The sequence below is a fragment of the Desulfoferrobacter suflitae genome (genome assembly GCF_022603395.1).
GTDB classification, from domain to species: Bacteria; Desulfobacterota; Syntrophobacteria; order Syntrophobacterales; family Syntrophobacteraceae; genus Desulfoferrobacter; species Desulfoferrobacter suflitae.
Genome location: NZ_JAIBKA010000008.1, coordinates 150,639 through 173,955, shown reverse-complemented (window position 1 = coordinate 173,955; position 23,317 = coordinate 150,639). Strand labels below are relative to the sequence as shown.

Below are 23,317 nucleotides of genomic sequence, written 5' to 3'. Positions count from 1 at the left end.
ATCCCTTCTTCATCAGGTCAGTGTTTCCGGCCTGCTTTGATTACGGTGGGACCGTCAATACAGTTGAAGCGTCGTAATCCCTTCTTCATCAGGTCAGTGTTTCCGGCGGACTCCGCTATTGATGCACCACGATAACATCGAGTGGGTCGTAATCCCTTCTTCATCAGGTCAGTGTTTCCGGCCTACCGACCCAGCAAAATCAGAGACTTGAATGCCGAACCGGGTCGTAATCCCTTCTTCATCAGGTCAGTGTTTCCGGCGAGCTCCGGCTGATGTCAACGATACGACCATCACCAATGTCGTAATCCCTTCTTCATCAGGTCAGTGTTTCCGGCAGAGGATAAAAAATCATGAACGCCATCAAAAAATACGTCGTAATCCCTTCTTCATCAGGTCAGTGTTTCCGGCTGCTGTTGCTGCTCTGGACGTGGTGGGTAATGCAGGGTCGTAATCCCTTCTTCATCAGGTCAGTGTTTCCGGCGATAACCTTCGGAAGTTGAAGGAAAGCGGCAAGTCCGAGTCGTAATCCCTTCTTCATCAGGTCAGTGTTTCCGGCAGCTAACCTGCATGTTCATCACCTATTCCCGCAGCAAAGTCGTAATCCCTTCTTCATCAGGTCAGTGTTTCCGGCCTTTTAAATGAAGCGATCCCTATGTGCAAGTACAAAACCGTCGTAATCCCTTCTTCATCAGGTCAGTGTTTCCGGCGTGATGTGAGGGCACATAAGGGTGACTATGCCACGGTTAGTCGTAATCCCTTCTTCATCAGGTCAGTGTTTCCGGCCCGTCCGCATGAATATCTCCGGCAGTTGTTATCATGGTCGTAATCCCTTCTTCATCAGGTCAGTGTTTCCGGCCGTCACCATAATCAATTTACTCTACGAAAAACTGAGCAAGTCGTAATCCCTTCTTCATCAGGTCAGTGTTTCCGGCACGTGACCTTGCGCACATACTGGAATTACAAAAACGGTCGTAATCCCTTCTTCATCAGGTCAGTGTTTCCGGCGGTAAAGCAACATGACCAACAAGCTTATCAGTCCTAACGTCGTAATCCCTTCTTCATCAGGTCAGTGTTTCCGGCTCGAAGAAGTAAACCTGACAAAATGCCGTCAGAAGAACGTCGTAATCCCTTCTTCATCAGGTCAGTGTTTCCGGCGGAAAAGCATAGATAGTACACGGTACACGGTACAGCGTCGTAATCCCTTCTTCATCAGGTCAGTGTTTCCGGCGGAGTATTTCTTTAGGAGTATTTCTTTATTAGTTATTGTCGTAATCCCTTCTTCATCAGGTCAGTGTTTCCGGCAAAAGAAGGTTGGCTTCGAAGAAGTAAACCTGACAAAATGTCGTAATCCCTTCTTCATCAGGTCAGTGTTTCCGGCCTTCAAGGCTTGGGTCAACGACAAAACTTGGCCGGAAAGTCGTAATCCCTTCTTCATCAGGTCAGTGTTTCCGGCCTTAGGAAGGTACAAAACCTACTTACAAATTTCGTAAAGTCGTAATCCCTTCTTCATCAGGTCAGTGTTTCCGGCACTTACAAATTTCGTAAACAGGCGACCTTTCAGGTCGGTCGTAATCCCTTCTTCATCAGGTCAGTGTTTCCGGCCCATCACTTTTGTGGTGGACACCAACGCCAAACCGGCGTCGTAATCCCTTCTTCATCAGGTCAGTGTTTCCGGCAGTAACAGCAAAGCCAAACGACTGGAAAGCAAACCAACAAGTCGTAATCCCTTCTTCATCAGGTCAGTGTTTCCGGCATTAGAAAAGACTCTTTAGAGAATACTCCTTAGAGAGTCGTAATCCCTTCTTCATCAGGTCAGTGTTTCCGGCAGACTAGGGGAAAAAATCCCCTGGTTAGAAAGGATGCGTCGTAATCCCTTCTTCATCAGGTCAGTGTTTCCGGCCCCCCTAGAAAAGACTAGGGGAAAAAATCCCCTGGTTAGTCGTAATCCCTTCTTCATCAGGTCAGTGTTTCCGGCAAAAAAAGCATCACTTTTCGGAGTAGTGCTTTTTTGTTGTCGTAATCCCTTCTTCATCAGGTCAGTGTTTCCGGCGGGTGGATTACCCTGCCAACAATCTTGGCACACCCTGCCGTCGTAATCCCTTCTTCATCAGGTCAGTGTTTCCGGCTGCGGTGCGGATTATTCGCACCGCCTCAAGATCAAGGAGGTCGTAATCCCTTCTTCATCAGGTCAGTGTTTCCGGCTGGTGATGGAGGAAGGACTGCTAGATGGTCTTGCTCGTCGTAATCCCTTCTTCATCAGGTCAGTGTTTCCGGCAATTAGATTAGTTTCACGTGTGATGGTCTCTGGGGCAGGTCGTAATCCCTTCTTCATCAGGTCAGTGTTTCCGGCAAGGTTGCGCCTGCTCTAAGCAGGAAAAAAATTATCCCTGTCGTAATCCCTTCTTCATCAGGTCAGTGTTTCCGGCTGCTAGATGGTCTTGCTCATGGGGTCGCCCTTAGAATAAGTCGTAATCCCTTCTTCATCAGGTCAGTGTTTCCGGCCTTGAGTATGAAACTTATGACCAAGTCCTCCAAACTAAGTCGTAATCCCTTCTTCATCAGGTCAGTGTTTCCGGCGGGTTGAGTTGCGCCAAACCAGGCGCTATCTCAACCGTCGTAATCCCTTCTTCATCAGGTCAGTGTTTCCGGCCTAGGATACTAGAAAGCACAGACCACGGATTACAAATGTCGTAATCCCTTCTTCATCAGGTCAGTGTTTCCGGCTTATTAGGGGCAAGGAAAGGAGTTCAAAATGATTTCCAGTCGTAATCCCTTCTTCATCAGGTCAGTGTTTCCGGCCGACTAAGACATTTAAGTATAAGAGATCAGTTTTCGTCGTAATCCCTTCTTCATCAGGTCAGTGTTTCCGGCCCCGGTTCAGTCTCCTGATCAGGTTTTCGCCGAGAGGGTCGTAATCCCTTCTTCATCAGGTCAGTGTTTCCGGCAACGGTGTCGCCACATACCCGAACGATCTCTGCACGGTCGTAATCCCTTCTTCATCAGGTCAGTGTTTCCGGCGTGTACTATCCTTTATTATCCCCTTTTAAAGGGGTTTTGTCGTAATCCCTTCTTCATCAGGTCAGTGTTTCCGGCTAAAGGCACCCATGCTTGGTCGAATGAGGTAGGCTGATAGTCGTAATCCCTTCTTCATCAGGTCAGTGTTTCCGGCTGATCTGAATGAAAGTAACCATTCCTGGTTGGAAGTCGGTCGTAATCCCTTCTTCATCAGGTCAGTGTTTCCGGCGCTGATAGGTTTGGTCAAGCAGGCAGATCGGAGCTTGAGTCGTAATCCCTTCTTCATCAGGTCAGTGTTTCCGGCGCTGATAGGTTTGGTCAAGCAGGCAGATCGGAGCTTGAGTCGTAATCCCTTCTTCATCAGGTCAGTGTTTCCGGCCGACCTGGTCGCATTTGGGCAGATGCTTCCCACTGGCGTCGTAATCCCTTCTTCATCAGGTCAGTGTTTCCGGCGCTTGGTCGAATGAGGTAGGCTGATAGGTTTGGTCAAGCAGTCGTAATCCCTTCTTCATCAGGTCAGTGTTTCCGGCTGAGCATGTGGTGGTGCGACCTGGTCGCATTTGGGCAGAGTCGTAATCCCTTCTTCATCAGGTCAGTGTTTCCGGCACACAATGCCAATCAACCATCAGGAAGTCCAACGAGCGTCGTAATCCCTTCTTCATCAGGTCAGTGTTTCCGGCCTACTGCTAAGGAATAATCATGTCGGACGAACAATCCGAGTCGTAATCCCTTCTTCATCAGGTCAGTGTTTCCGGCACGGTACAGATTACAATCCTGCGAAAATGCCTGTAAAGTCGTAATCCCTTCTTCATCAGGTCAGTGTTTCCGGCAGCGGCGGCGCATTGGGCTGGAATGACCCATGCTTGCGGTCCCTGTTGCGCGAACCCCTGCTGCCATCACTGCAAAAATTCATGGTATGCTCCTGTCCTCCTTGTCGGGTAATCCACAAGTTATTGAAATAGTAAACGATTCAGGGTGCCGCGAGGCTCCACGACAGCAAGCAAAAAAATGTCATTAAATTCATAGGTTATGTATGTGGTCCAAAACGGGCCAAGGTTCGCGCATTCAGCTGATGAGTACCTCCGGATCTTCTACAAAACCTCGCCCGAGCCCCGAAACGTCCACCTTCCCTACGCATTTGTCGCAGACAAAATAATACCGCACGCTGTCTTCCATGGGATCTATGGTCTCCTCGATCCGCTCCTTCATATCCGCAAACCGCGATTCACTCAGATGGCACTCAAACACGCTCTTGAGCACCCGCTCACCGTAGTCCTTCATGATCTTTCCCACCTTGATCAGGCGCCTGGGGTCGCTGACGTCATAGCTGGCCAGAATGTGATGCTCCCTTTTTGCCATCGGCACTCATCTCCGTCAAATGATTTCAAAACCTTCCTCTTCGCGTACTTCGCCCCAGCCGGAAATGACCACACGGCTCATGCAGACGCGGCACAGTCGGTAGTAGCGGACGCTGTCCAATTCCTTGTCGATCAGTTCCTCAACGCCCCTTTTCATTTGTTGGTAGTAAATCTCATCCAGATCACACTCGAATACGCTCTGTTGGATGCGTGTTCCAAAATTTTTCAGAAATTTCAGTACCCTGGTTCGAATCTTGTGGTCCACGATATCGTAGGAAACCAACACATACATGGCATCACCTCCAGGGCATCGGCTGATAGCCGCTTTCCTCGCGGCGAATGACTCGGGCGAACTGGCGCACCTGTTCACGGATGCAATCGCGGTAGGACAATTGCCGGCCGGTGAGGTGATGGCGAACCTTGTCCGCCATCTTACGTTCAAACTGGGCAAGAAATTTTTTGAATCCGGCATCGGTCAGCCGTACCGGCAGAACTGCAGGAGCCTTGGCTCCATCCTCGGCATCACCCTCCCAATCTTCCTCATCGCCTGGTGCATCCTCCAAATGCTCGCGGGACGGGCGCTGGACAATGAAGTCCTGCAGGGTGATGGCTCTGGTGTTGAACACACTGAGGACCAGGGCATCCACAATGACCGGGCGCCACTCTTCCATGAGGTCCAGAGGGAGCGAGGGACGGCCGTATTCGACCGAGTGCAGGGCGCCCAGGTAGGGATCGAACCCGACCTGGCTCACTGCCGCCATGACTGTATTGAAAAGCAGGGTGTAGCCAAGGCTCAACAGCGCATTCACGGGGTCCGTCGGGGGCCTCCGTACGCGCTTTTCAAAGGTCACCCCAGCGGCCAGAAAGCCCTGGCCAAAACCCTGGAAATAAATGACCGCGCTGCGTCCTTCAAAACCTCTCAAACTATCCAGGTCGGATGCCGTGCTGCTCCTTTCGGCCAGCTTCTTGAGACCCAAAATGTGATCCTCCAGGGACAGTCCATCACGGCTTCGATTGAGCCGCATGAGGGAGGCTCTCAAGTTGCCGATCTTGCCGACGACGATGCTGCGCGCCGTCGCCAGTGCCGTCTGCGGGTCGCTCAGTTGTTTGAACTGCTCGCAGCGCAGCGTGATGTTCTTGCTGAGAGGCGGCTGCAGGCGCCCGCGGTAGCGCCCGCCGGCGGTCATGAACACTGTGTCCACGCCCTGGGCGAGCAGATAGAAGGTAGCAGGCGGGGTGAGGAGCACATTGCCGCACAGCACCAGTTGGTCGAGTTTGAACATGTGCAGAGTGTGCAGCACGGTCTTGCCTTTTTTGATGAGCAACCGTTCGCCTTCACGGGCGATGGAGCAGCCTTGTTCGGTAACGTAAGCAACCATATTTCAGCCCTGTATGCTTGTTAAGGAAAGAAACATGCATTTCTATGCCCGCAGTCGCTGATGGGCTTCGTCAAGCCGGGTGCATCATTGGATTGAACTGCTGTTTGTTGGGTTTCGCTGCGCTCTACCCAACCTACGCTCTACCTTTCTAAAGCTACATGGGACATTGTGCGCTCTGCCCGAGCCGTATTCCGTCTCCCGGCTACTCGATGTGCCACTGAATCTGGTTGCCCTGCCGCACGCGGCGGATGGTTGCTCCTTCCGTTCGGATGAAATCGGCGCCGGTCCGATCCAGGTGGCGGGCAAGCTTTGTTTCGAGTCTTTCGACGGCCCTCTGCACCTCGGCCAAATGGTTTGTGAGGTTCACATAGCGGCGCGCGGCTTCCTTCACCGGCACATCTTGGGACGAGGCCAGTTCCGCCGTCGCAGGGACCAGGTGCGGGTTGATGTGCAGCAGTGGAGAAGGATATTTGGCGCCGCGCAGATCGAAGCTGCAGCGGCAGTTGACCGCAGCGGTGATCTCCGGGACCAGTTCACGTATGCGATGGCAGCTGATGGGGTGAGATCTCATCCGCTGGGCCTGTTTTTCAACCCTGGAGTAATCGTAGTCCGGACATCCCGCGAGCAGACTGTGCAGGCAATGGTGTTCTGCGTCGAGCAGGCCGACCGTGTAGAACACGATGACCTTTTCATCGCGTCGCAGCAGATAGCCGCGCCGGGCTTTGCGGGCGAGTTCGGCAAGCACCGGACAGACATTGAGCAGCGTTTGCAGGCGAGTCGGCGTGTGCCGTTCAGTAACAAGGGCGCCGGGTTCCGTGCGCCTGAGCTGCCGGAGCTGTTCGGAAACGGCCGTCAGTGGGATCGGTCTGATCTGCTTGAGCCATTTGAGCTGTTCCCCTACCGGCTCACCGTGCTCGTCGAGGAAGAGCGATCGTTGCAGTGTCGTCCGGTCGATGCCGAGGGGCAGCAGCAACGCCTGTTCCCTCCAGCCGATGCCGACCGGTTTGGTTGCCAGGAGCGGCTCCACCAGAAAATCCCGGGTGCCCCTAGGTGCGTTCTCCAGGATTGCGTCGATCACGCGCTTGATTTTCAAAAAATGCGTGAATTGGGAAAAAAACAACCACAAGCGAAGTTCGAGGGGGGTTCTCTGCTCGGGATAAACGGGCAGGCCGAGGCTGTTGCAGTAGAGAGTGAGAAGCCCGAGGTGATGGCGCATTTTCTCGTGAAGGCGCAACAGGTAACCCTGGTTTTTCCGGTTGGACTGCAGCACTCCGCCAGGCGGCCGCAGGACCAGGGCGCCGTAACAGGCGGTGTTGTCCGAGCGCAGGGGATAGGCTGCAAGAGTGATGTCGCCGGCAAGATGAGCTGCGGCCGCTTTATCGGTTAACGGTGCGTCCTGGAACTGCAGCAGCGCATCTGCGTTGGCGGCATCGAGGTGCTGAGTGCAGTAGCCGATCTCCCTGCCGGCAAACAGACGCAGAAAAGCTCGTGTGTCCCGCTCACTCACAGATGGCGGGAAGTATCTTTCCGGCCGCGGAGCGTCATGCTCTGGAGGTTTGTGGCCAAGGGCCTGCGCCTGCCCCGGCAGCCCCAGAGCGGCATAGTTTTCCGCCAGCAGCCGGCGCGCTTGCGAGTGGTCGGGCCGCACGCCGATGGCCTTTTTCAGGTGGCGGATGGCTCCCTCGTGGTCGCCCACGTCGGTCAGCAGCAGCGCCAGTTGGCAGTGTGTCTCGGCGTCTTTGGCATCAAGGCGCAGGGCCCATTGGTAGCACTCTTTGGCCTGGCGTGCCATGCCCAGTTCCTGACAGATTTGTGCCCAGCGGCGCAGGCTGTGCGGGTTGTTTGCCGGATGGCGGCAGCCTTGCAGGAGCGCATCCCGTGCTTCGCCTTCGGCGCCCGCTGCGAGGCAGGATTCGGCGTGAGAAAGCAGCGCACAAAGATCATTGTCGGCGGCGGCGCTGCTCCGCCTGCCGCCATCGATTTGGTTTCCGTTCATGGTTCATCCTCCGTGCGGCACGGCACCGGAGCCTGGTGAAGGTGTCCGGGCTCTAACTCCTTCTCCGCCGGCGGGGCTTTCAGTTACCCACATATGGCCCCGCAACTCTCGGGGGTGCTCCCTCTCCCCCCCCTCGCGGTCTCCTCATTCCACCCGAGGCTGGAATGGCGCAGGCACTTCTCTCGGTCTTTTGATTCTGGTTCCTCACTGGGGTGTTCTCATATGAGCCGTTCGCGAAAGTATGCTTCCAAGTCATCGGTTTTCAGCAGGGGAATGATTTCCGTTGAAAACTGCCTGCCCCGTTCAGCCAGGTGCTGCTTCAAATTACCATGCTCGTCCAACACACCGGGAGATGTAGTGGCCAGAAACGCTTTCGGGGTCAGACCGAAATTCTGTCGCAGAGCCCCGAGCTTGTAGAGAAAGGCATTGATGATGTCCTTCTCGTCATCCTGCAGCCTTCCCAGCGATTTGCATTCAACGAGGTAGAGCACATTATCCAGGGTGAAGAGAACATCGAACTCGTTGCGGTTCCCCGCCGGGTCTTCGCACATGACATTGAGGCAGATGTCTCCGCCGTGCGGAAGCGCCTCGTCAACCGCCAGAAACAGCCGTTCCTCCAGCCAGCCGCCGCGTAGATACTCCCATTCTTCCCGATGGATGGTTTTGCCGATCTGCTGTCCCTCGTGCCTGAACCCCATCAGGGATAGGAACTCGCTCTCGTGGTGGTTCCGGCACTCAAAAGCCATTTGTATTTCGCAGCCGCGCTTCAGGGCGCTTTTCCTGAGCGGACGGACTTGATCGCCCAGGGCTTCGAGCAGCGGATGGAGGTCACGGTAGTGGGCAAGCAGGTGGCGGGTGAGTTGGGTGCGAGAGCGACAGCGTTGCTTATGATGCTCGATCTTGTTGCGGTTGGTGGTCTTGAATCCGTAGGCGGTCAAGTACTCCTGTACGCAGAGTCTTTCGTGCAGGGCAACGGGTGGTCTGGGACGACGTTTAGGAAAGGGCGTCAATATTTCGTTTTTGGGAATCGGCAGGTAGACCATTTCGCTGCCGAAATCCATGAACACATCATAGGCGGCTATGGCCATGAGCTTGGTGCCGCCCGTCAGGTTGACCACGAAAGTGAACTCCTCGGGGCATTGGTGAATCCATTCGCTGACCCTGTTTTGCAGGTCGACGATGGAGTCCGCGGCAACCACGATTTTGTGGTGCCGGTCGTGGTAATCTTGCCCGCGCAACGCGAGTGTTTCGAGGATGGACGCGGACTTGCCCCTGTCTTCCATTGTTGCGGTAGTGATGAACAATAGGTAATCAGGGGCGTAGTGAGCCGCGATAAGGACGTTGGGGATGGTTTGATCACTGACCAATGACACCAGGCATTTTTTCATTTGCGATGACCTCCGTTCCAGCTCTGCGACTGTTTGGGTGCGGCCTCGATCGGCGCTGTTTGCTCAGGCTCACAGGCCATACCTCCTGAAGCGTTGGTGTTGAAAGTGATGGACCAGTTTCACGCAGCCGTTGGATTGGCGTTCTTCCACCGCTTGCCGGCGTGTGGTCGAGTAGAGGGGGATGAGACCGCGTTCAAAGGCAAAGCGGGCCATCAGATAGCACGCGCCGAAGTCCCCTTGAATGAGCACATAATCACCGCCGGCGGCCGTGCTGGAGAGCCAGTCACGAATCGGTTGCAGGTATTCGTTGATGGAGCTCATATCCGCAGGTATCTGGCTCCACATCAGCTGAATGGACGCGGCGGGCTGTACAATACCGCCGATTTGCAGGGAGCGATAAGCGTCCTCCTGCTGTTCACGGGTGAGGTGGTGGTTGAAAAGCAATAACAGGCGTGGTGCCATGCATGTGACCTCCGGTTTATCCTGCAAAGTTAACCGCGTATTGACTAGCACCAAGAAATTCCCAGATGCGTGCGAAGAACTGGCCGCAACCTTCACAATAGCTGATTTTCCCGCCACTTAGGGGCCTCAATCTGATAGCACGCCACGGGTTTTTTCACTTTCACCGCGGTTCACTCAGCCTCCTTTACGGCAACCAACCTGAATGCATTGCCAATAGGCTCCACTTCCACGTGTGCCGTGGCGGATTTCTTTTTCCCAAAAAGCTTCTTGTGCAGTGACTGCGGTACCAGTTCTTTCCCGCTAATAGTGGCTTTTTTGCCTTGCCACGTGGCGGTCAGCAGCGCATTTCCGGGACTCCAGGAAAGTATCGCATTTGGCCAGCTTGCGCGGACGTCCTGCGCTTGTACAGACCCACCTGAAACTTCCCCCTTTGGTTTGTCCGTCTCCGTTGTCAGCTGCTTTGATGGATACACTCGGGTCGTCGCCGAGGCCTTGGCAAGTTTCGCGGTGAACTCTTCTTCCTGCCGGGCAAATGCTGCGCCAAGCTGGTCGTTTACCTGGCCCAATGCAGCCCAGCCGAACGGCAGCAGAAAACGATTGCTGCTGGGGTTGCTGGAATTGGCAGCCAACCACAGGGTGGTGGCGTTGCCTGCATAGTTGGCTGCCTGTCCCCGTGCGCGCATGATCTTGATGCTTCGATGACCTTCTATGGTAAGACACTCGGCGCCTGAATGCCGACCGAGGCGTACCGGCAAAGCGTTGCTGTCACCACTGGTGTGAACCTGTTCCGCTCCGATGGATGCAAGGTCGCCATTTTCACGCATCAATTCCCGTCCATAAAAAGATTTTGCGCTGCCCATGAGCTCTTCGAAGGTCAGCGGTCGCTTGATGCCCGATCCTACTTCAGGCTGCTGCACCGATATCCAGCCGGTGAAGAGCCCACCGGGTACGACGGTTTCAAGCATTTGATAGGGTCCCCTGGCTTCGAATCTGGATGGCACCTTTTTGCGATTCACGGCGTACATGATTCTGGTCTTGACCTCTCCTACGGCTACGAAGTCAGAAATTTTGACCATCCTGAAAGGATCCGTGGCAAAATTCCCCCCCTCCAGCAATCGTCGTTCCAACTCGTCCGCTGCCGCTCTGCCTCTGGGTGTGGGAACCCGCTTGTGTTTTGCCAATATGTTGAGGTAGGCGGTGCGCAGCATTCCTTTTATTGAGGATCCGGGAATATAGCAGCGGCCATCGGTGGGATTGGTTGCCGTTCTTGCTATGCAAAAGGAGTTGATCTCTTTTTGAATCCTGCTCGCATCGTGCAGTGGAATGCCGAGAACCTTGCGGTAGTGGTCCACAAAGCCGCTGCAGAGTTCGATCGAAGTACCGGGAAAACTCCTGTTGCGCATGAACTTGTACAGTTCCAATATGGATGCAATCGTTCCCTTTCTGCACAATTGAGCGAACTGCGTTTTTTCAGCTGGATCAAGGCCTTTTATGAAGTCGAAAGGATCCAGGTGAATCAGCTGATGGGCTGCTTCATCCACTCGAAAAGCCAGCGGTTCCAGCACTTCGTCACAGCCCACGTGCAAGGGAGACAGGACGCGCAGATAACACTTCACCGGGGCGTTCATGTCAGGACTCCATGTCGATCGGCAGGTAACCGGTATAACCTTGAGCAATGGTCTGAGGCATACTCTTGGAAATACCGCCGATGGCCCTGCCTATGTAAGGTTTCTCAAAAATATTACGGGATTTGGGTATGAACACCGCGCCTTCATCAGCCATAACGACGGGGCTTTTGAAGGGATTTCGGGAGCGAACGAGAACATCGCCGTGTTTGCCGAAACGAACAAAGGGAGTGAAGAACAGGTCTTTGAAGGTACCTTTTTCAGGCACGGCAGGAGCCAGCGTGTAACAGGCGCAAGCGGCCTTGGGGCTGGGTAAAGAGAGCTCATGGTGTCCGACAAGTTGAAAACGCCCGCAGCCGGTCGATGCATTCTTACCAAAGCCCCATCTGCCCATTGTCGTAAAGGCCCGGCAAATCCGAACGATATCCGTTGCCTCCGGGTCAAGTAGAACAAAAATAGTCAAAGTCACGTCCGGGTGATAAAAAGTGTTCATCTCGGCAAATGGGGCGAACATCCCTTTGCCGGTTGTTGACGTCAGCCGGTTGATGGTGTTGTGTGACTGAATGAGTGAACGGGCAAAATGGTTGGTTTCAATGCCGCATGTGTGTGCAGAGTCGTGCTGGATGATTCTGGTTATGAGCTCTTCAGAGTTGACAAATTCGACCGAATGCAGCGCAATCTCACCATGTTCCGACACCAGCATCCATCGTTTGTTCATGTTTTCTTTGCGTTGCAGCGCCCCCTCTCTTTTATTTTTTCCGGGGGTTCCTGGAAACAGCAGAGACAGCGGCAAGTCAGGCCTTTTCAGTGCAAATTTGGGCGTTTCACCGGGTAGTGTGGGATAGGCTGAAGAAAAGATCGCAAACGGCTGTTGTGGGTATTTTTCCACCCAGGGCTCTAAGCCGCCGTCCAATAGAGCTGAGTCATAGGCGGCTTGCCAACAGAACTGGCCGAAAATGCTGTCTCCTTTCAATGCCGTGCCAAAACCGGATAACGGTTTTATGGTCAATGTGTAGAGCTTCACAGTCACTTGCCTCCCATATCGAATAGGGTGATGCTTGCAAAGCGGCGCAACAAAGCCTCATCTTCGAAATCTAACAGCACTTTCCCATACCCACGACTGCCACTCCCGCCAAGGGCGTCCATTTCCAACAATTTGAGCCCCTGTAGTAGAACGTCGAACAGCTCCTCCTCGTCATGCTGGAATATTTTCACGCTGATGGAAAAATCAAAAACGGCATTGGCCGGCACTCGTTCTGTAAATCGAGGGTTTTGTGCCGTACCCTGGATACGGTTGATGCTGTTTTCAGACTTCACTTCGGTTAAGGACAATCGCTTTGACACGGCTTCTTTTCTCCACTGGTCGTTCAGCGGACAATCTGCAAAAGACGCACGGGTTGGTCCAAGGCGTGCCAATTCCTCTGAATCGGCACCACTCGAGCCGAATATTTTGAGAATGATTTCGGCTTGCCTTATTTGTTGTTCGTCGAGACCGTTCAGGTGGCGTGGTTGTAAGGGCTCGCCCCCGGTTTTGAACATCAACCCGCTCTTGAGCTCAAGCAAGGCGCGGACTTTGCCCTTAATGGAGGAACCCGGGATGTAAGGTTCCAGAGTATGGGGGTGTTTCACCACCGGGTTGTCTGTGCCGCCGATCTGCATTTCCATGTCTCCGGCCCCGATATGCAGTCCACTCTTTAGAGTGATTTTGCCTTTGATCTCTTTCATGTCTATCAATTGCATGGCCTTTCTCCTCTTAGTCCCTGGGGCGGTATTTCTTATAGAATCCCATAAAGGCTTCGAACAAATTAGCAAAAACGTCCAAGTCCTCCGGCTGTTCAATTTGACCGATGGAATCCTTCATAAACTTTACGAACTCACCGGTAACCAGCTTTCTGCCTTCAGCGTAGGCACCCTTGGCGATGAGCATGTTCACATAAGGCAGGATATTGTCCCACTCGCGGGCATTGGCCTTGGTCTGCATGTTGAGCCGCACGACCTCGTCATAGAACTTTCTGAGCTGAGTCCTTTTGTTTGACCGGTCAGCTTGCGAAATGCGCTCGGCCAACTGCTCGGCGGTCTGGGAAAAGAGTTCCGGGCGTAGTTTGCGATTTTTCTTATCCTTGTAAAATGTAACGTCGACCATTGGTTATCTCCCTCTCCTTCGGTTGTAGATGACATCCCAAAGAGCCATTTTCAGCGTGGCGCCGTATTCCTTCAGCCAGGCGGCTGCCTGCGTGAATTCAGCCAGGAAGGCCTGACGTGCTTCACCCTTCAGCTGCCTGCCGACATTTCTTTCCAACGCGTAGTAGAAGTGGGCATGCCATTTAAGGCATTCCATGTCTTCCAAAGAGACTGTTTTGTCCGGCTGTAGGACCCTCTTCTCGGCCTCGGCCATGGTGATGAACTCGTTCAAATGGTAGATCATCGCACTGTTGAGTTGTTGGTCCTCAACCCAGCGCTGCAGGGCAATCTTTATTTTCTGAAGCTCATGGAATTCATTCCAGGTCGCCGTTTGCGAGAAAAGGGTCAATCGATTTCTGCCCCTCGATTTGGCGCGTGCCAGAGCCATTTCGGCATCTTCCGCCATGCGATCGAGGGGCGTGTTGGCCTTGTGCAGAGTGATGCCGGCTGATAGATGGACATCCTCGTTGTTGCAGACGTATGCTGTAAATTGTCTGTTCAGAAAACCCGCGAGCTCGATAATACGGTTCCAGGGGCCGATTAGAAAAAGGTCGTCGCCGCCGGCAAAGACAGTATAAATTTCGCCGAATCGATCATCGGTTTTCAGCAGGTGAGGCAGATAAAGAGCAAAGAACCAATTCAATTGACGGCTGAGTGTGGCGAGACGTGACAGGGTGAAGTGTTCTGTTTTTAGACCATAGGCCATCAGCAACCCGAGGTGGTCTACATCCGCTTTGAGGACACCAAGGGCTTCTATTCCACAAGGCTTGCCATGCTCTGCCAGGTTGAGTGCTTTGTTGGCGATATGCCCGAATGTTTTGATCGCCCCTTCCTGCATCTGCTCCAGCAATTCCTCCTTTTTGCGCTCAGATTTGCCACCCGCCAAAAGTCTCTCATCGGCCCAATCGTCCTTGCGAGTCACCGGGACATAGCCGTTGATGAACTTGGCAGTGACGTCTCTTGCCACTTCTCCCTGCTCGTCAATATAAACGTCCCAGTATTTGAGCAACTTGCCGGTGCGTGCGAGTTCGTTCAGCTTGCCGCTGACAAAGGCCACCTGGTATGTGTCAAAAATTGGTTCAAGCAGCTTGTCGGGTCCTTTGATGTCCGCATCTCTGGTGGCCACGGCGAGGCGGGATCTCTTCACCAGATTGGTGCCCAATAGAATGTGGTCACGACAGATTGCACACGCTGAAGCATCTTCTCCTATCAGAGTAGAGCCTTCAACCTCCTGACTCGATGGTCTCTTACCGCAAAAGGGGCAGAGCGGATGGCGCAGATCATTGCGAAAATGATCCAGGTAGCCCTGCACCGCCCCGCCGAAACGATCCAGGTCAATCTTGCGACACTTTTTATGTTCCATCGCTTCAGTCAGCCGTTCCCATGATGCGACGAATCGATCTTGGACGAGATCACCGGTGGATACCTCGATCCAACTTATGCCCAGTGCCGACTCGCCGAAGGATATCTTCATCAGCCAGTCGTCCAGTTGCGTTGCGGCAGTTTGAATGGCGTGCTTGGCACTTTCGGTGTTTGGGGCAATAATCGTGAACTTGCCGGCTGCGTTGAGGAGGGTCGCTACCGAGGGAATGCCGATGTTACGACACAGCATGTCTGCCGCCAACTCGGTCATGAGAGACACGGCGAAGGACCGCCCACGCAGGATCTTGGAACGATTCCGTGCGGCTTCGCCGGCGTCGCTGAAAATGAATTTTTGGATGCCGTAAAAATCACCACCCACCAGCAACATTTTTTTTGCCGAATCGTCCCTCACCGCTGCTGCAGTGAGGCTATCGGTAGCACGATGATAAAGGTACAAGGCGGAGGCAAGTGCCGAAGTCACTTTGGCATGATCGAACAGGGAAACATCGGGGATGATGTTTCCCGCCCGCGCTGCAGGTACAGACGAGGTGAAAATCATCATCAGGTTTTCAAAATGCTCGAACCACAAAGCCAGGTTTTCCGTTCGATGGGAAAGTTTTTCAAGATGCTGCACAAACCCCTCGAACAGTTTCGCATAATCATTTTCGGCTGATTGTCTGTGGATTTTTTGTCCATTCCCCTGGCGAATGGGAAAGATTGTCGAAGGGGAAACGGGCGCCAACGGGTAGATATAATCGTATGATGTGGTGTGTTCGGCCGGCACGTCGCTCAAAACAAGGTGTTCAAACAAGGGCGTCAATCGCGTTCTCTTGTAGTCACGCGGACTCACCGCTCGATTGTACTCCTTTTCATAACTGGCCCTGTCCCACCCGCTGCTCACTCGATCGGCCACAGCGATGATCCACTGCAGGGGGGACTCCGGTTTGTGATGGCCTGCGGCGAGATTGATAAAACTGTCCTCCAAACCCCATCGCGCGGCGTTCAACTGGGCCGGCAGCCATTTTTCCATATGTTCTATGAAGGCTGCCGTGAAGACCGCATGGCGATGAGTGTGCCTGCCCTGGTGAAAAGGTTGGTACAAATCCGCATTGTTTTGTAAATATTCCTTCGAAATATTCAACACACGTTCGTCTGCCAGTTTGCCGATGTCGTGCAAAAAAGCGGCGATAGCGACTTTAAGGGTATTATCGTCCATTGAATGTCTCCATCGATCGTTGCTTATTACTTCTATGCTGAATCGTGCAGAAGGCACGATTCCAGGCAATTCAGGTTGGCGGCTGGGAAATCACCCTCGGAAATAGGGGATTATGCAGTCACAAACAACCCCTTGAACGGCTCGATGCCGCACTGCGATTCACTCAAGTTTTTGGGTCTCATATCTGCCCAGCCCGAAAGTGGCGCCTTTGCCTGTGTGGACCAATTCTCCCAGGGCCAGGAACGGTAAAAACTCGGTAAAATCCCCTTCGAAGGAAACTTCTCCGACAAAGCCACCGAGGGTCATGTGCTGCTTTTGGCGAGTCGAGTAGCGTTCGCGGTCGACCCAGCGCAGTCGGTAGTCATCGCGGCGAATGGTTTGGGCCCGCTCGATCAAGTCGCGGAAGTCCAACTCGAGTCTGGTACCACAATGAAAGTAGGAAAGGCTCGAGATGCGCCGCAGCAGCGAGCGAATAAGATGATGGAAGTCGGGCTTTTCCACCAGTTTTTCGGCAAATTTGATGCGGGTTGGGGTGATGAAGCGGAGGCTCAGACGGGTTGACCCCGAAAGCTGCCGGACGCGTTGCACAAGGGTTTCGGCCGAATCCGGCACAAGCGGCTGACGCAAAGTTTTTTCACTCTGCCGATAAATGGGAGTGGCACCATTACCTGCTGCAATGGAAATTTCCTCCAGGTCAAATTTGCCCCGTCCTCTGCCCAGCCCCTGCTTTCCCAGCCGAATGAAGGCATAAGTGAAGTAGGCGAGATATTCCAGAGCGCGGCCAATCAGCACCAGGTTAAATTCAAGAGTTTCTCCCGGCGCCGTGACGCGGGTGTAGGCCTCGGGAGGCTCGATGACAAAGGGGTGCGGGGCTGCGGGATAGAGGCGCATCATGGCTGCATCGGCGGGCGGAGGAGTATCGAACAGGTAGAGATAAACACACTGGTTGCGCAGCAGACAGCCATCGCAGCCCTGATTGCGCAACGCGCAGGCAACCCCTTTAAGGGCCTGGCCGAAACCGCCGCGCAGGGTTGCGCCGTGAAATGCGGGCAAGCCGATATTCTCCAGTGCCCTGATTCGAAATTGAAATTTCCCCACTTTCATGTGCTCCAGTGCCACTTGAAGCTCCTTGTCCCGTCCGATCAATAGTCGCTCCGTCCAATCACAGCCGGTTCTTTAACATTTGCAGCAGGTCAGCCGTTCTGTCAGGGAGTGCTGCGCACACCCTGACCTACAAAGGAAGCGGGGCGTGTTGAGGGAAGGGTTTTACACCTGCCGTCCTGCCATCGCGCAGGCGTTCCGGTCCGTTCCGTCAGGGTTCCTGCCCCGCCCTGCACATCCGCCGTACAGCCTCTCGATCGATAAGAATCTTGCGGCCGCAAGTTTGAGGAGGTGAGAGACTGAAAACCTGTTTACACCGCCCGCAAAAGTTGCGGGAAAAAATAACGTTGCCGGCAATTTTGCCGGAATCATTGCTATGTCGTCCCCCAGGGTCGCCCCGCGGCTTCGAAGATGGCGAAGTCGAGGGGCTGCATCCGGTAGCTGCGGCCGGTTGCGATACGATAGCGCTCGGCCAGGCGGTTCTTGCCAAAAGCCTGGTTGACCGCCCGGTTGACCTTGCTGACGCACGGTCCTAGGCGCGCTCGGAAATCTTCGAGGTCCTGCATGGTTTCCCACGCGTAGCGTTCCTGCTCACCGCTGCGCGAGCGGTCGATGAGCCTCTCCAGCTCCGCCAGGCGCAGCCTCTTTTCGAACAGCTCGAGTGTCGTCGCCGCACCTCCCCGTTCCTGCAGTTCCCGCAGGAAAAAGGCGTACACGGCGACCAGCTGGCGACTCAGGCTAAACTGGATGCGCCCCAGCTGCACCAGTCCCTGATCCAGTTGAATGAGCAGCTTGGGAGGCGTCTGCAGGTAGCTGAGCAGCAACTGGCAGTGGCCGACCGTTTCTATGAGCCCTTTTTCCAGGGGCAGCTCGCCGCCGATGAGGTCGCGCAGCCTGACAAACGGGATGTCTGCCAGTTCCACCTGTGCCTCGCTGGATGAGACCTGCTGGTAGAGGGGATCGCCAGCGCCGTCCAGGCCCATGAAGCATTGAAAATATTGTTCCTCGGGCGGCGGATAGAAAAAGTCCCTTACTCCCGATTCAAATTGGGGTGACACCAGCACGTGCAGCAGCCGGTCCTCGGCACGCCCGCACAGCATGAGCGCCATTGCCAGATAGATGCCGAGGGTCTTGCGGCCGCCCGCCGCCGAGCAAAAAAGGGTGTCGTCGCGGCGTGCCGTCCACTGCTTGATCAGAGCATACACTTGATCGGCGGCAGCCCGGTTGTCGCTGCTGGTTCTGATGTCTGGCAGCGGCCTGCCGCCATCATCGGAAAGGACATAAAGCTGCTTTTCCGAAAACGCAATGCGCCCCGGAGCCACCCCATAATCCCGGCAATAGCTGCCGAATTTTCCCCGGTCGCCGATCAGGGCATGCATGACGGCCTGCTCGCCAAGGCTCGTGGTAATGACTCGTATTTCATCGATTGGAACGGCCCGCTGCTGTTCGAGAGCCCACAGCGTTTCGGTCACAATGGCGGGAGTTTGTCCCGCTACAGCGACCAGGATGTTCTTTCTTGTATAGACATGCGCTCTTGCTGGCACCGGTACTTCCCGTCTGGTCTGAAAACGGGGAATCCGAAGATTCCAAGCTGCAAACAAACGATCGGCTGAATGCCTGCCGGCTGGGCCGGTCGAAGGCTGTGCGAAATCAGTCTGCAAAATGGTGACGCGACTTCTGTCCACTCTATTCAAAAAACGTCAAAGGTCAAGAGTGAAAAGGTGCGGGCGCTGCCCGCTTTGAGGTGGGACCGCTTGACTGCGGCTGAAGAGGAACTGCAACGGCAGGCACGGATACCGGATGCTGCCCGGCATCCATGCCTGGTCCTTAATCCTCAATCCCAAAATCAGCCTTTGCGCAGCAGGAATCGTTGAATCTTGCTGCTCGGGGTCTTGGGCAGCTGGTCCACGAATTCCACCTCGCGCGGATACTGGTGCGCTGCCAGGTGTTTTTTGACAAACGCCTTGAGCTCATCAGCCAGCTGCTCGCTGGGGGCGCCCCCCGGTTTCAGGGCGACGTAGGCCTTGATGGTTTCGCCGCGCAGCTCATCGGGCTTTCCCACCACGGCGGCTTCGGCGACGTCGGGATGCTTGATCAGGGCGCTCTCCACTTCAAACGGCCCGATGCGGTAGCCGGCGCACAGGATGATGTCGTCGGAGCAGGGGTTGGCTCTCACTGAGGGCGCAGAGCCCACAGGAATGGCTCGGCGCAGCGTCTCCCCGGGTATTGGAGAAAATCAAGCCAGCCATACCCTGAACGCGGGATATGCAAGTAATGCTGCATCGGTCCGCTTGGAAGGGAGCAGCATTGCGTGTGTCTGCAATGGATTTTCAGCGGGTGAGTGGCTATTTTCCAGGTAAGAGTTACAATGCGACATAAGGTTGGAAAAACCCGGTTTCCGGGTATTTGCAGCAACAGCAAGCCGCTCGGCCAACGGGCCGCCCGGCATGGGCGACGGCGGCGGAGCCGAGAGGAAGGAGATACGATGTATTTCGAAGAAAAGTTTGACTGCCGATCGTGCGGTTACGATTTCGAGCGAAAATCGGAAATGAGCGAGTGTCGCAAATGCAGCGAGAGTTACTGCGAACAGTGTCTGGACAGCGAAGGAAACTGCGTTTCCTGCTGGGATTAGGTGCTCGCCAGGTAGCCGGAATTAGCAACACTTCGAGCCCGGGTCGCATTGCGATCCGGGCTTTTTTGCTCCCTGCGTTCGCCGTTCGTCCCCGCATGCCGGTGTGCGCCTACCCCACCAAGGGCGTCGGCTCCCTCTCCCGCGTCAGACTGACAGTTATCCAGTACGGATCGTTGCCCGGTCGTTGGATTGAGTTTTGCTTAATGGCGATTCCTTGATAAAGTGCAGTTCTCCGGCAACCCAGCAAAAAGGATTTGCTATGAATGACGATCAATCCCCTCAAGGTGCGCGGTCCAGAGCTTCCCGGTTGAAGTCCGTTTTCAAGTGGCGGCCTCCCGGCACATCCGGAAAAATGATCTTGCTTGTGGCCCTGCTTCTGCTCCTGCCTCTGTGGGTTTGGACCTACTGCAGGATCGAACCCGGACCGGGTGAAATCGCCATCCTTATTCACAAGACCGGGAAGGATTTGCCGAGCGGCCAGATTCTCGCCACGACCCCGGAGCAGAAGGGCATCCAGCTCGAGGTGCTGCCCGAAGGGCGCTATTTCAAAAACCCCTACTCGTGGGGCTGGGAAATCCAGCGCATCACCGATATCCCGGCCGGAAAGCTGGGAGTGCTGACCCGGCTTTACGGTGAGGAACTGCCGCCCGGCAGCATCATTGCCAGTAACGGGTCCAAGGGAATTGTCGGGGACGTATTGCGGCCGGGGAAATACCGCATCAACCCTTACGCTTACCACGTGCAATTATTCGACGCCTTCAACATCCGGCCCGGCTGCGCCGGGGTGGTCACCTGCCTTACGGGAAAAGATGTGTTGAACAGTGATCTGGCACCCCAAGAACGTAATACTTTTCTCGTGGCAAAGGGCCTTAAAGGCGTTCAGACGGAGGTATTGGACCCCGGTACCTACTATCTGAATCCCTACATGTACAACGTGGTGGAAGTCAATCTGCAGAGCCAGCGCTTCGAGATGAGCGGCGACGACGCCATCAGCTTCCTCACGGTGGACGGCTTCACCATCACCGTGGAAGGCACCATCGAGTACGCTCTGGTGGCTGCCGACGTGGCCCTTCTCACTCACCAGGTGGGCGACATGGACGACATCTTGAAGAAGATCATTCTGCCGCGCGCTCGAGGCTTCAGCCGCATCGAGGGGAGCAAGAATCCCGCCAAGAACTACATCATGGGGGACACCCGGCAGCGCTTTCAGGACAACCTCGAGACACACCTGGTCGAACTGTGCAAACCCTGGGGGGTGGCCATCAAGTCGGTATTGATCCGCAACATCACACCCCCGGATGAAATCGCCAGCATCATTCGCGAGCGCGAAGTGGCCGTGCAAAACGCCAAGAAGTTCGAACAGCAGATTGAACAGGCCAAATCGCAGGCGGAGCTGACCCGCCAGGAGATGCTCGCCCAGCAGAACAAGGAAAAGGTGGAAGCCGATACGGTTCGCATCAAAGCCGTGATACTCGCTGAACAGGATCAGGCGGTGCGCCTGACGGCGGCCAACAAGGATCTGCAGGTGGCGCGGCTGGAAAGAGACGCCGCTGCGGCTCAGGCGGAAGCCATCCTGCTTCAGTCGCAAGCGGAACAGCAAGTGATCCGCATGAAAAACCAGGCGGAAGCCGACGTCATCGCGGGCCAGGTAGTGGCATTTGAAAACGGCATGAATCTTGCCCGCCATCGCTTGTATCAGCAGGTCGGGCCGCGCATCGCATCCATCCTGAGTACCGACCAGGAGAGCGGACTGGGCGGGCTTTTCCTGCCCTACCTGCCGCCCAGAAAGGAGGTGGCGCCATGAAAAAGGTGACTTCGGCGGCCGTCTCCCTGGTCCTGTTCGCCGCTGCAGCCTGGCTGGTGTGGCAGTGGTTTTTCTGCCGCTTCTATGTACCGATCAACTGCATGGCGGTGATCACCGCCAAAACGGGGGCTCCCCTGCCGCCCGGCCAGATTTTGGCGCAGAAAGGTCAGAAGGGGGTCCAGGAGGATGTTTTGGGGGAGGGGCGGCATTTTCTCAATCCCTTCCTGTATGAGCATGACATCGTTCCGGTCACCATCATCCCGGCCGGCAAGGTGGGCGTGGTCACATCCAAGGTGGGCAACGAACTTCCCGCCGGGGAATTCCTGGCTGATCCCGGTCAGAAGGGCATCTGGCGAAAAATTCTGGGGCCTGGGAAATACCGCATGAATCCCGTCGGCTACCGGATCGACATCATCGAGGCCATCAGCATCCCCATCGGCTACGACGGGGTGATCACCTCGCTTTCCGGCAAGCAGGCTGCGCAGGGGCAGTTCGCCGCACCCGACCAAAAGGGAGTGCGGCAGGACATTCTGCAGCCCGGGCTGTACTACATCAATCCGCGCGAATTCAGCGTCAATGTACTGGAAATTGGCGTCAATCAGGTGTCGCTGCTGGGCAAAAAGGGCAGCGAAGTCATCACCAAGGGGCAGATCGTCACGCAGAACCGGGCCATGGAAGAACTGCAGCGCTCGCTTCTGATGGAGCAGCAGGAAAAGCGGGCAGGGTATCTTTCCAAGGCGCGTGCGCCGGCACCCGCCAAAACCACTGCCGCCGAACAGCCTCGGGAGGCGCCAAAGCCGCTGGGCGATGAATCCATTTCGACCTTTGTGCTCAATCAGTTTGTGGAATTTCCGTCGCGCGACGGGTTTGAAATCAGCCTGGACATGACGGTGGAATTCGAGCTTCTGCCCAAGTACATCGCCTGGATGTATCGCAGCTATGGAGATCTTCCCGCCGCTGTCGACAAGATCATCATGCCGCAGATTCTTTCGGTTTCCCGGCTCAAGGGGTCGGCTTACGGGGCGCGCGATTTTATTGTGGGGGAAGGGCGGGAAAAATTTCAGAACGACTTGACTGAAGCCCTCGCCAGGACCCTTGCCGAGCGACGGATCATTGTGCACAGCGCCCTCATCCGCCACGTCAACGTGCCCATGCAGATTCTCGATCCCATCCAGCAGGCCAGCATCGCCCAGGAACAGGATCTGACCAATGAAGAAAAGCAAAACACCGCCAAGAAAATGGCGCAGCTCAATACCGAACTGAGCCTCATCGAGCAGCGGCGCGAACAGGTGGCGCAGGAGACGAAAAAGATCAAAGCGGAAATCGGCGCCGACCAGGAAAAGCAGGTGGCGGAAATCCGCGGGAATACGCTTAAGCGGGTTGCCCAGATCGAAAAGGAAACGGCGGGGGTGCGCGCGGAGAAGACGGTGCGCCTGGGCCGTGCTGAGAGCGAGCGCATTCGCATGGTGGAGGGGGAAAGGGCGAGAGGGTTTCAGCTCAAGGTCAAGGCGTTCGGCGAACCCATGGCTTACAATCTGTGGACCCTGGCCGATGGGTTGAGCGATCAACTGGCGGTTAACATCCTGCACGCCGGTGACGGCACCCTGTGGACGGATCTCGAGAAGGCGCGGTTGGGCGATCTGGGTGGAGCCAGGGTGATGAAGGGGAAGAAGTGAACCGCGCCGGCGCCGCTCGAGCGGTGCGTGGAATGGGGCGAGGGACCTGGCCGTGGCGTGGCGCACGTTGAGGAAGCACAACAGGGAAAGACGGCCGGGACTTCCGGCCTGTGGAGAGTGGA

At 55.2% G+C, this 23,317-nt stretch carries 16 protein-coding genes, 1 pseudogene and 1 CRISPR repeat array (1 of these 18 running past the window's edge); of the genes and pseudogenes, 3 read left to right on the top strand and 14 right to left on the bottom strand.

Features of this window, described 5'->3' with window-relative positions:
• Positions 1-3,845: a CRISPR direct-repeat array (repeat unit 37 nt; unit sequence GTCGTAATCCCTTCTTCATCAGGTCAGTGTTTCCGGC) (it extends 2,313 nt beyond the left edge of the window).
• A 235-nt stretch (positions 3,846-4,080) separates the two neighbouring features.
• From cas2 (K1V27_RS15070) to K1V27_RS15005, 14 genes and pseudogenes are all read right to left on the bottom strand, one after another.
• Positions 4,081-4,374: a CRISPR-associated endonuclease Cas2 gene (gene cas2, locus K1V27_RS15070; RefSeq protein WP_258930873.1), complete on the bottom strand. Its 294-nt coding sequence runs from the start codon at positions 4,372-4,374 to the stop codon at positions 4,081-4,083.
• A 15-nt stretch (positions 4,375-4,389) separates the two neighbouring features.
• Positions 4,390-4,665, bottom strand: a complete 276-nt coding sequence (gene cas2, locus K1V27_RS15065) for a CRISPR-associated endonuclease Cas2 (RefSeq protein ID WP_258930872.1) — start codon at positions 4,663-4,665, stop codon at positions 4,390-4,392.
• 4 nt (positions 4,666-4,669) lie between these two features.
• Complete coding sequence (gene cas1 / locus K1V27_RS15060; RefSeq protein WP_258930871.1) at positions 4,670-5,752, bottom strand: CRISPR-associated endonuclease Cas1; 1,083 nt, start codon at positions 5,750-5,752, stop codon at positions 4,670-4,672.
• A 202-nt stretch (positions 5,753-5,954) separates the two neighbouring features.
• Complete coding sequence (locus K1V27_RS15055) at positions 5,955-7,748, bottom strand: CRISPR-associated primase-polymerase type A1 (protein WP_258930870.1); 1,794 nt, start codon at positions 7,746-7,748, stop codon at positions 5,955-5,957.
• Between the two features lie 218 nt (positions 7,749-7,966).
• Positions 7,967-9,136, bottom strand: a complete 1,170-nt coding sequence (locus K1V27_RS15050) for a Card1-like endonuclease domain-containing protein (RefSeq protein ID WP_258930869.1) — start codon at positions 9,134-9,136, stop codon at positions 7,967-7,969.
• A 69-nt stretch (positions 9,137-9,205) separates the two neighbouring features.
• Positions 9,206-9,598, bottom strand: a complete 393-nt coding sequence (gene csx20, locus K1V27_RS15045; protein WP_258930868.1) for a CRISPR-associated protein Csx20 — start codon at positions 9,596-9,598, stop codon at positions 9,206-9,208.
• A gap of 170 nt (positions 9,599-9,768) precedes the next feature.
• Positions 9,769-11,226 (bottom strand): type III-A CRISPR-associated RAMP protein Csm5, encoded by a 1,458-nt coding sequence (gene csm5, locus K1V27_RS15040; protein ID WP_258930867.1) that lies wholly within the window; start codon positions 11,224-11,226, stop codon positions 9,769-9,771.
• A gap of 1 nt (position 11,227) precedes the next feature.
• Complete coding sequence (locus K1V27_RS15035) at positions 11,228-12,247, bottom strand: hypothetical protein (RefSeq protein ID WP_258930866.1); 1,020 nt, start codon at positions 12,245-12,247, stop codon at positions 11,228-11,230.
• 2 nt (positions 12,248-12,249) lie between these two features.
• Positions 12,250-12,963, bottom strand: a complete 714-nt coding sequence (gene csm3 / locus K1V27_RS15030; protein ID WP_258930865.1) for a type III-A CRISPR-associated RAMP protein Csm3 — start codon at positions 12,961-12,963, stop codon at positions 12,250-12,252.
• 13 nt (positions 12,964-12,976) lie between these two features.
• Positions 12,977-13,366: a type III-A CRISPR-associated protein Csm2 gene (gene csm2 / locus K1V27_RS15025; protein ID WP_258930864.1), complete on the bottom strand. Its 390-nt coding sequence runs from the start codon at positions 13,364-13,366 to the stop codon at positions 12,977-12,979.
• Positions 13,367-13,369: 3 nt separating this feature from the next.
• The gene (gene cas10, locus K1V27_RS15020; RefSeq protein WP_258930863.1) at positions 13,370-15,982 is read right to left on the bottom strand and encodes a type III-A CRISPR-associated protein Cas10/Csm1; all 2,613 of its coding nucleotides are present in this window, start codon (positions 15,980-15,982) and stop codon (positions 13,370-13,372) included.
• Between the two features lie 159 nt (positions 15,983-16,141).
• Positions 16,142-17,128: a CRISPR system precrRNA processing endoribonuclease RAMP protein Cas6 gene (gene cas6, locus K1V27_RS15015; RefSeq protein ID WP_258930862.1), complete on the bottom strand. Its 987-nt coding sequence runs from the start codon at positions 17,126-17,128 to the stop codon at positions 16,142-16,144.
• A 329-nt stretch (positions 17,129-17,457) separates the two neighbouring features.
• The gene (gene csm6, locus K1V27_RS15010) at positions 17,458-18,627 is read right to left on the bottom strand and encodes a CRISPR-associated ring nuclease Csm6 (protein WP_258930861.1); all 1,170 of its coding nucleotides are present in this window, start codon (positions 18,625-18,627) and stop codon (positions 17,458-17,460) included.
• Between the two features lie 302 nt (positions 18,628-18,929).
• Positions 18,930-19,241, bottom strand: a pseudogene (locus K1V27_RS15005) (AMP-binding enzyme); the annotation flags it as partial.
• 327 nt (positions 19,242-19,568) lie between these two features.
• Here K1V27_RS15005 and K1V27_RS15000 point away from each other — a divergent pair.
• From K1V27_RS15000 to K1V27_RS14990, 3 genes are all read left to right on the top strand, one after another.
• On the top strand, positions 19,569-19,715 hold the full coding sequence (locus K1V27_RS15000) for a hypothetical protein (RefSeq protein WP_258930859.1): 147 nt from the start codon (positions 19,569-19,571) through the stop codon (positions 19,713-19,715).
• 259 nt (positions 19,716-19,974) lie between these two features.
• Positions 19,975-21,519: an SPFH domain-containing protein gene (locus K1V27_RS14995; RefSeq protein ID WP_258930858.1), complete on the top strand. Its 1,545-nt coding sequence runs from the start codon at positions 19,975-19,977 to the stop codon at positions 21,517-21,519.
• Positions 21,516-23,195, top strand: coding sequence for an SPFH domain-containing protein (locus K1V27_RS14990; RefSeq protein ID WP_258930857.1), 1,680 nt, complete (start codon positions 21,516-21,518; stop codon positions 23,193-23,195). The genes K1V27_RS14995 and K1V27_RS14990 overlap by 4 nt, the downstream gene beginning before the upstream one ends.
• The last annotated feature ends 122 nt before the right edge of the window (positions 23,196-23,317 follow it).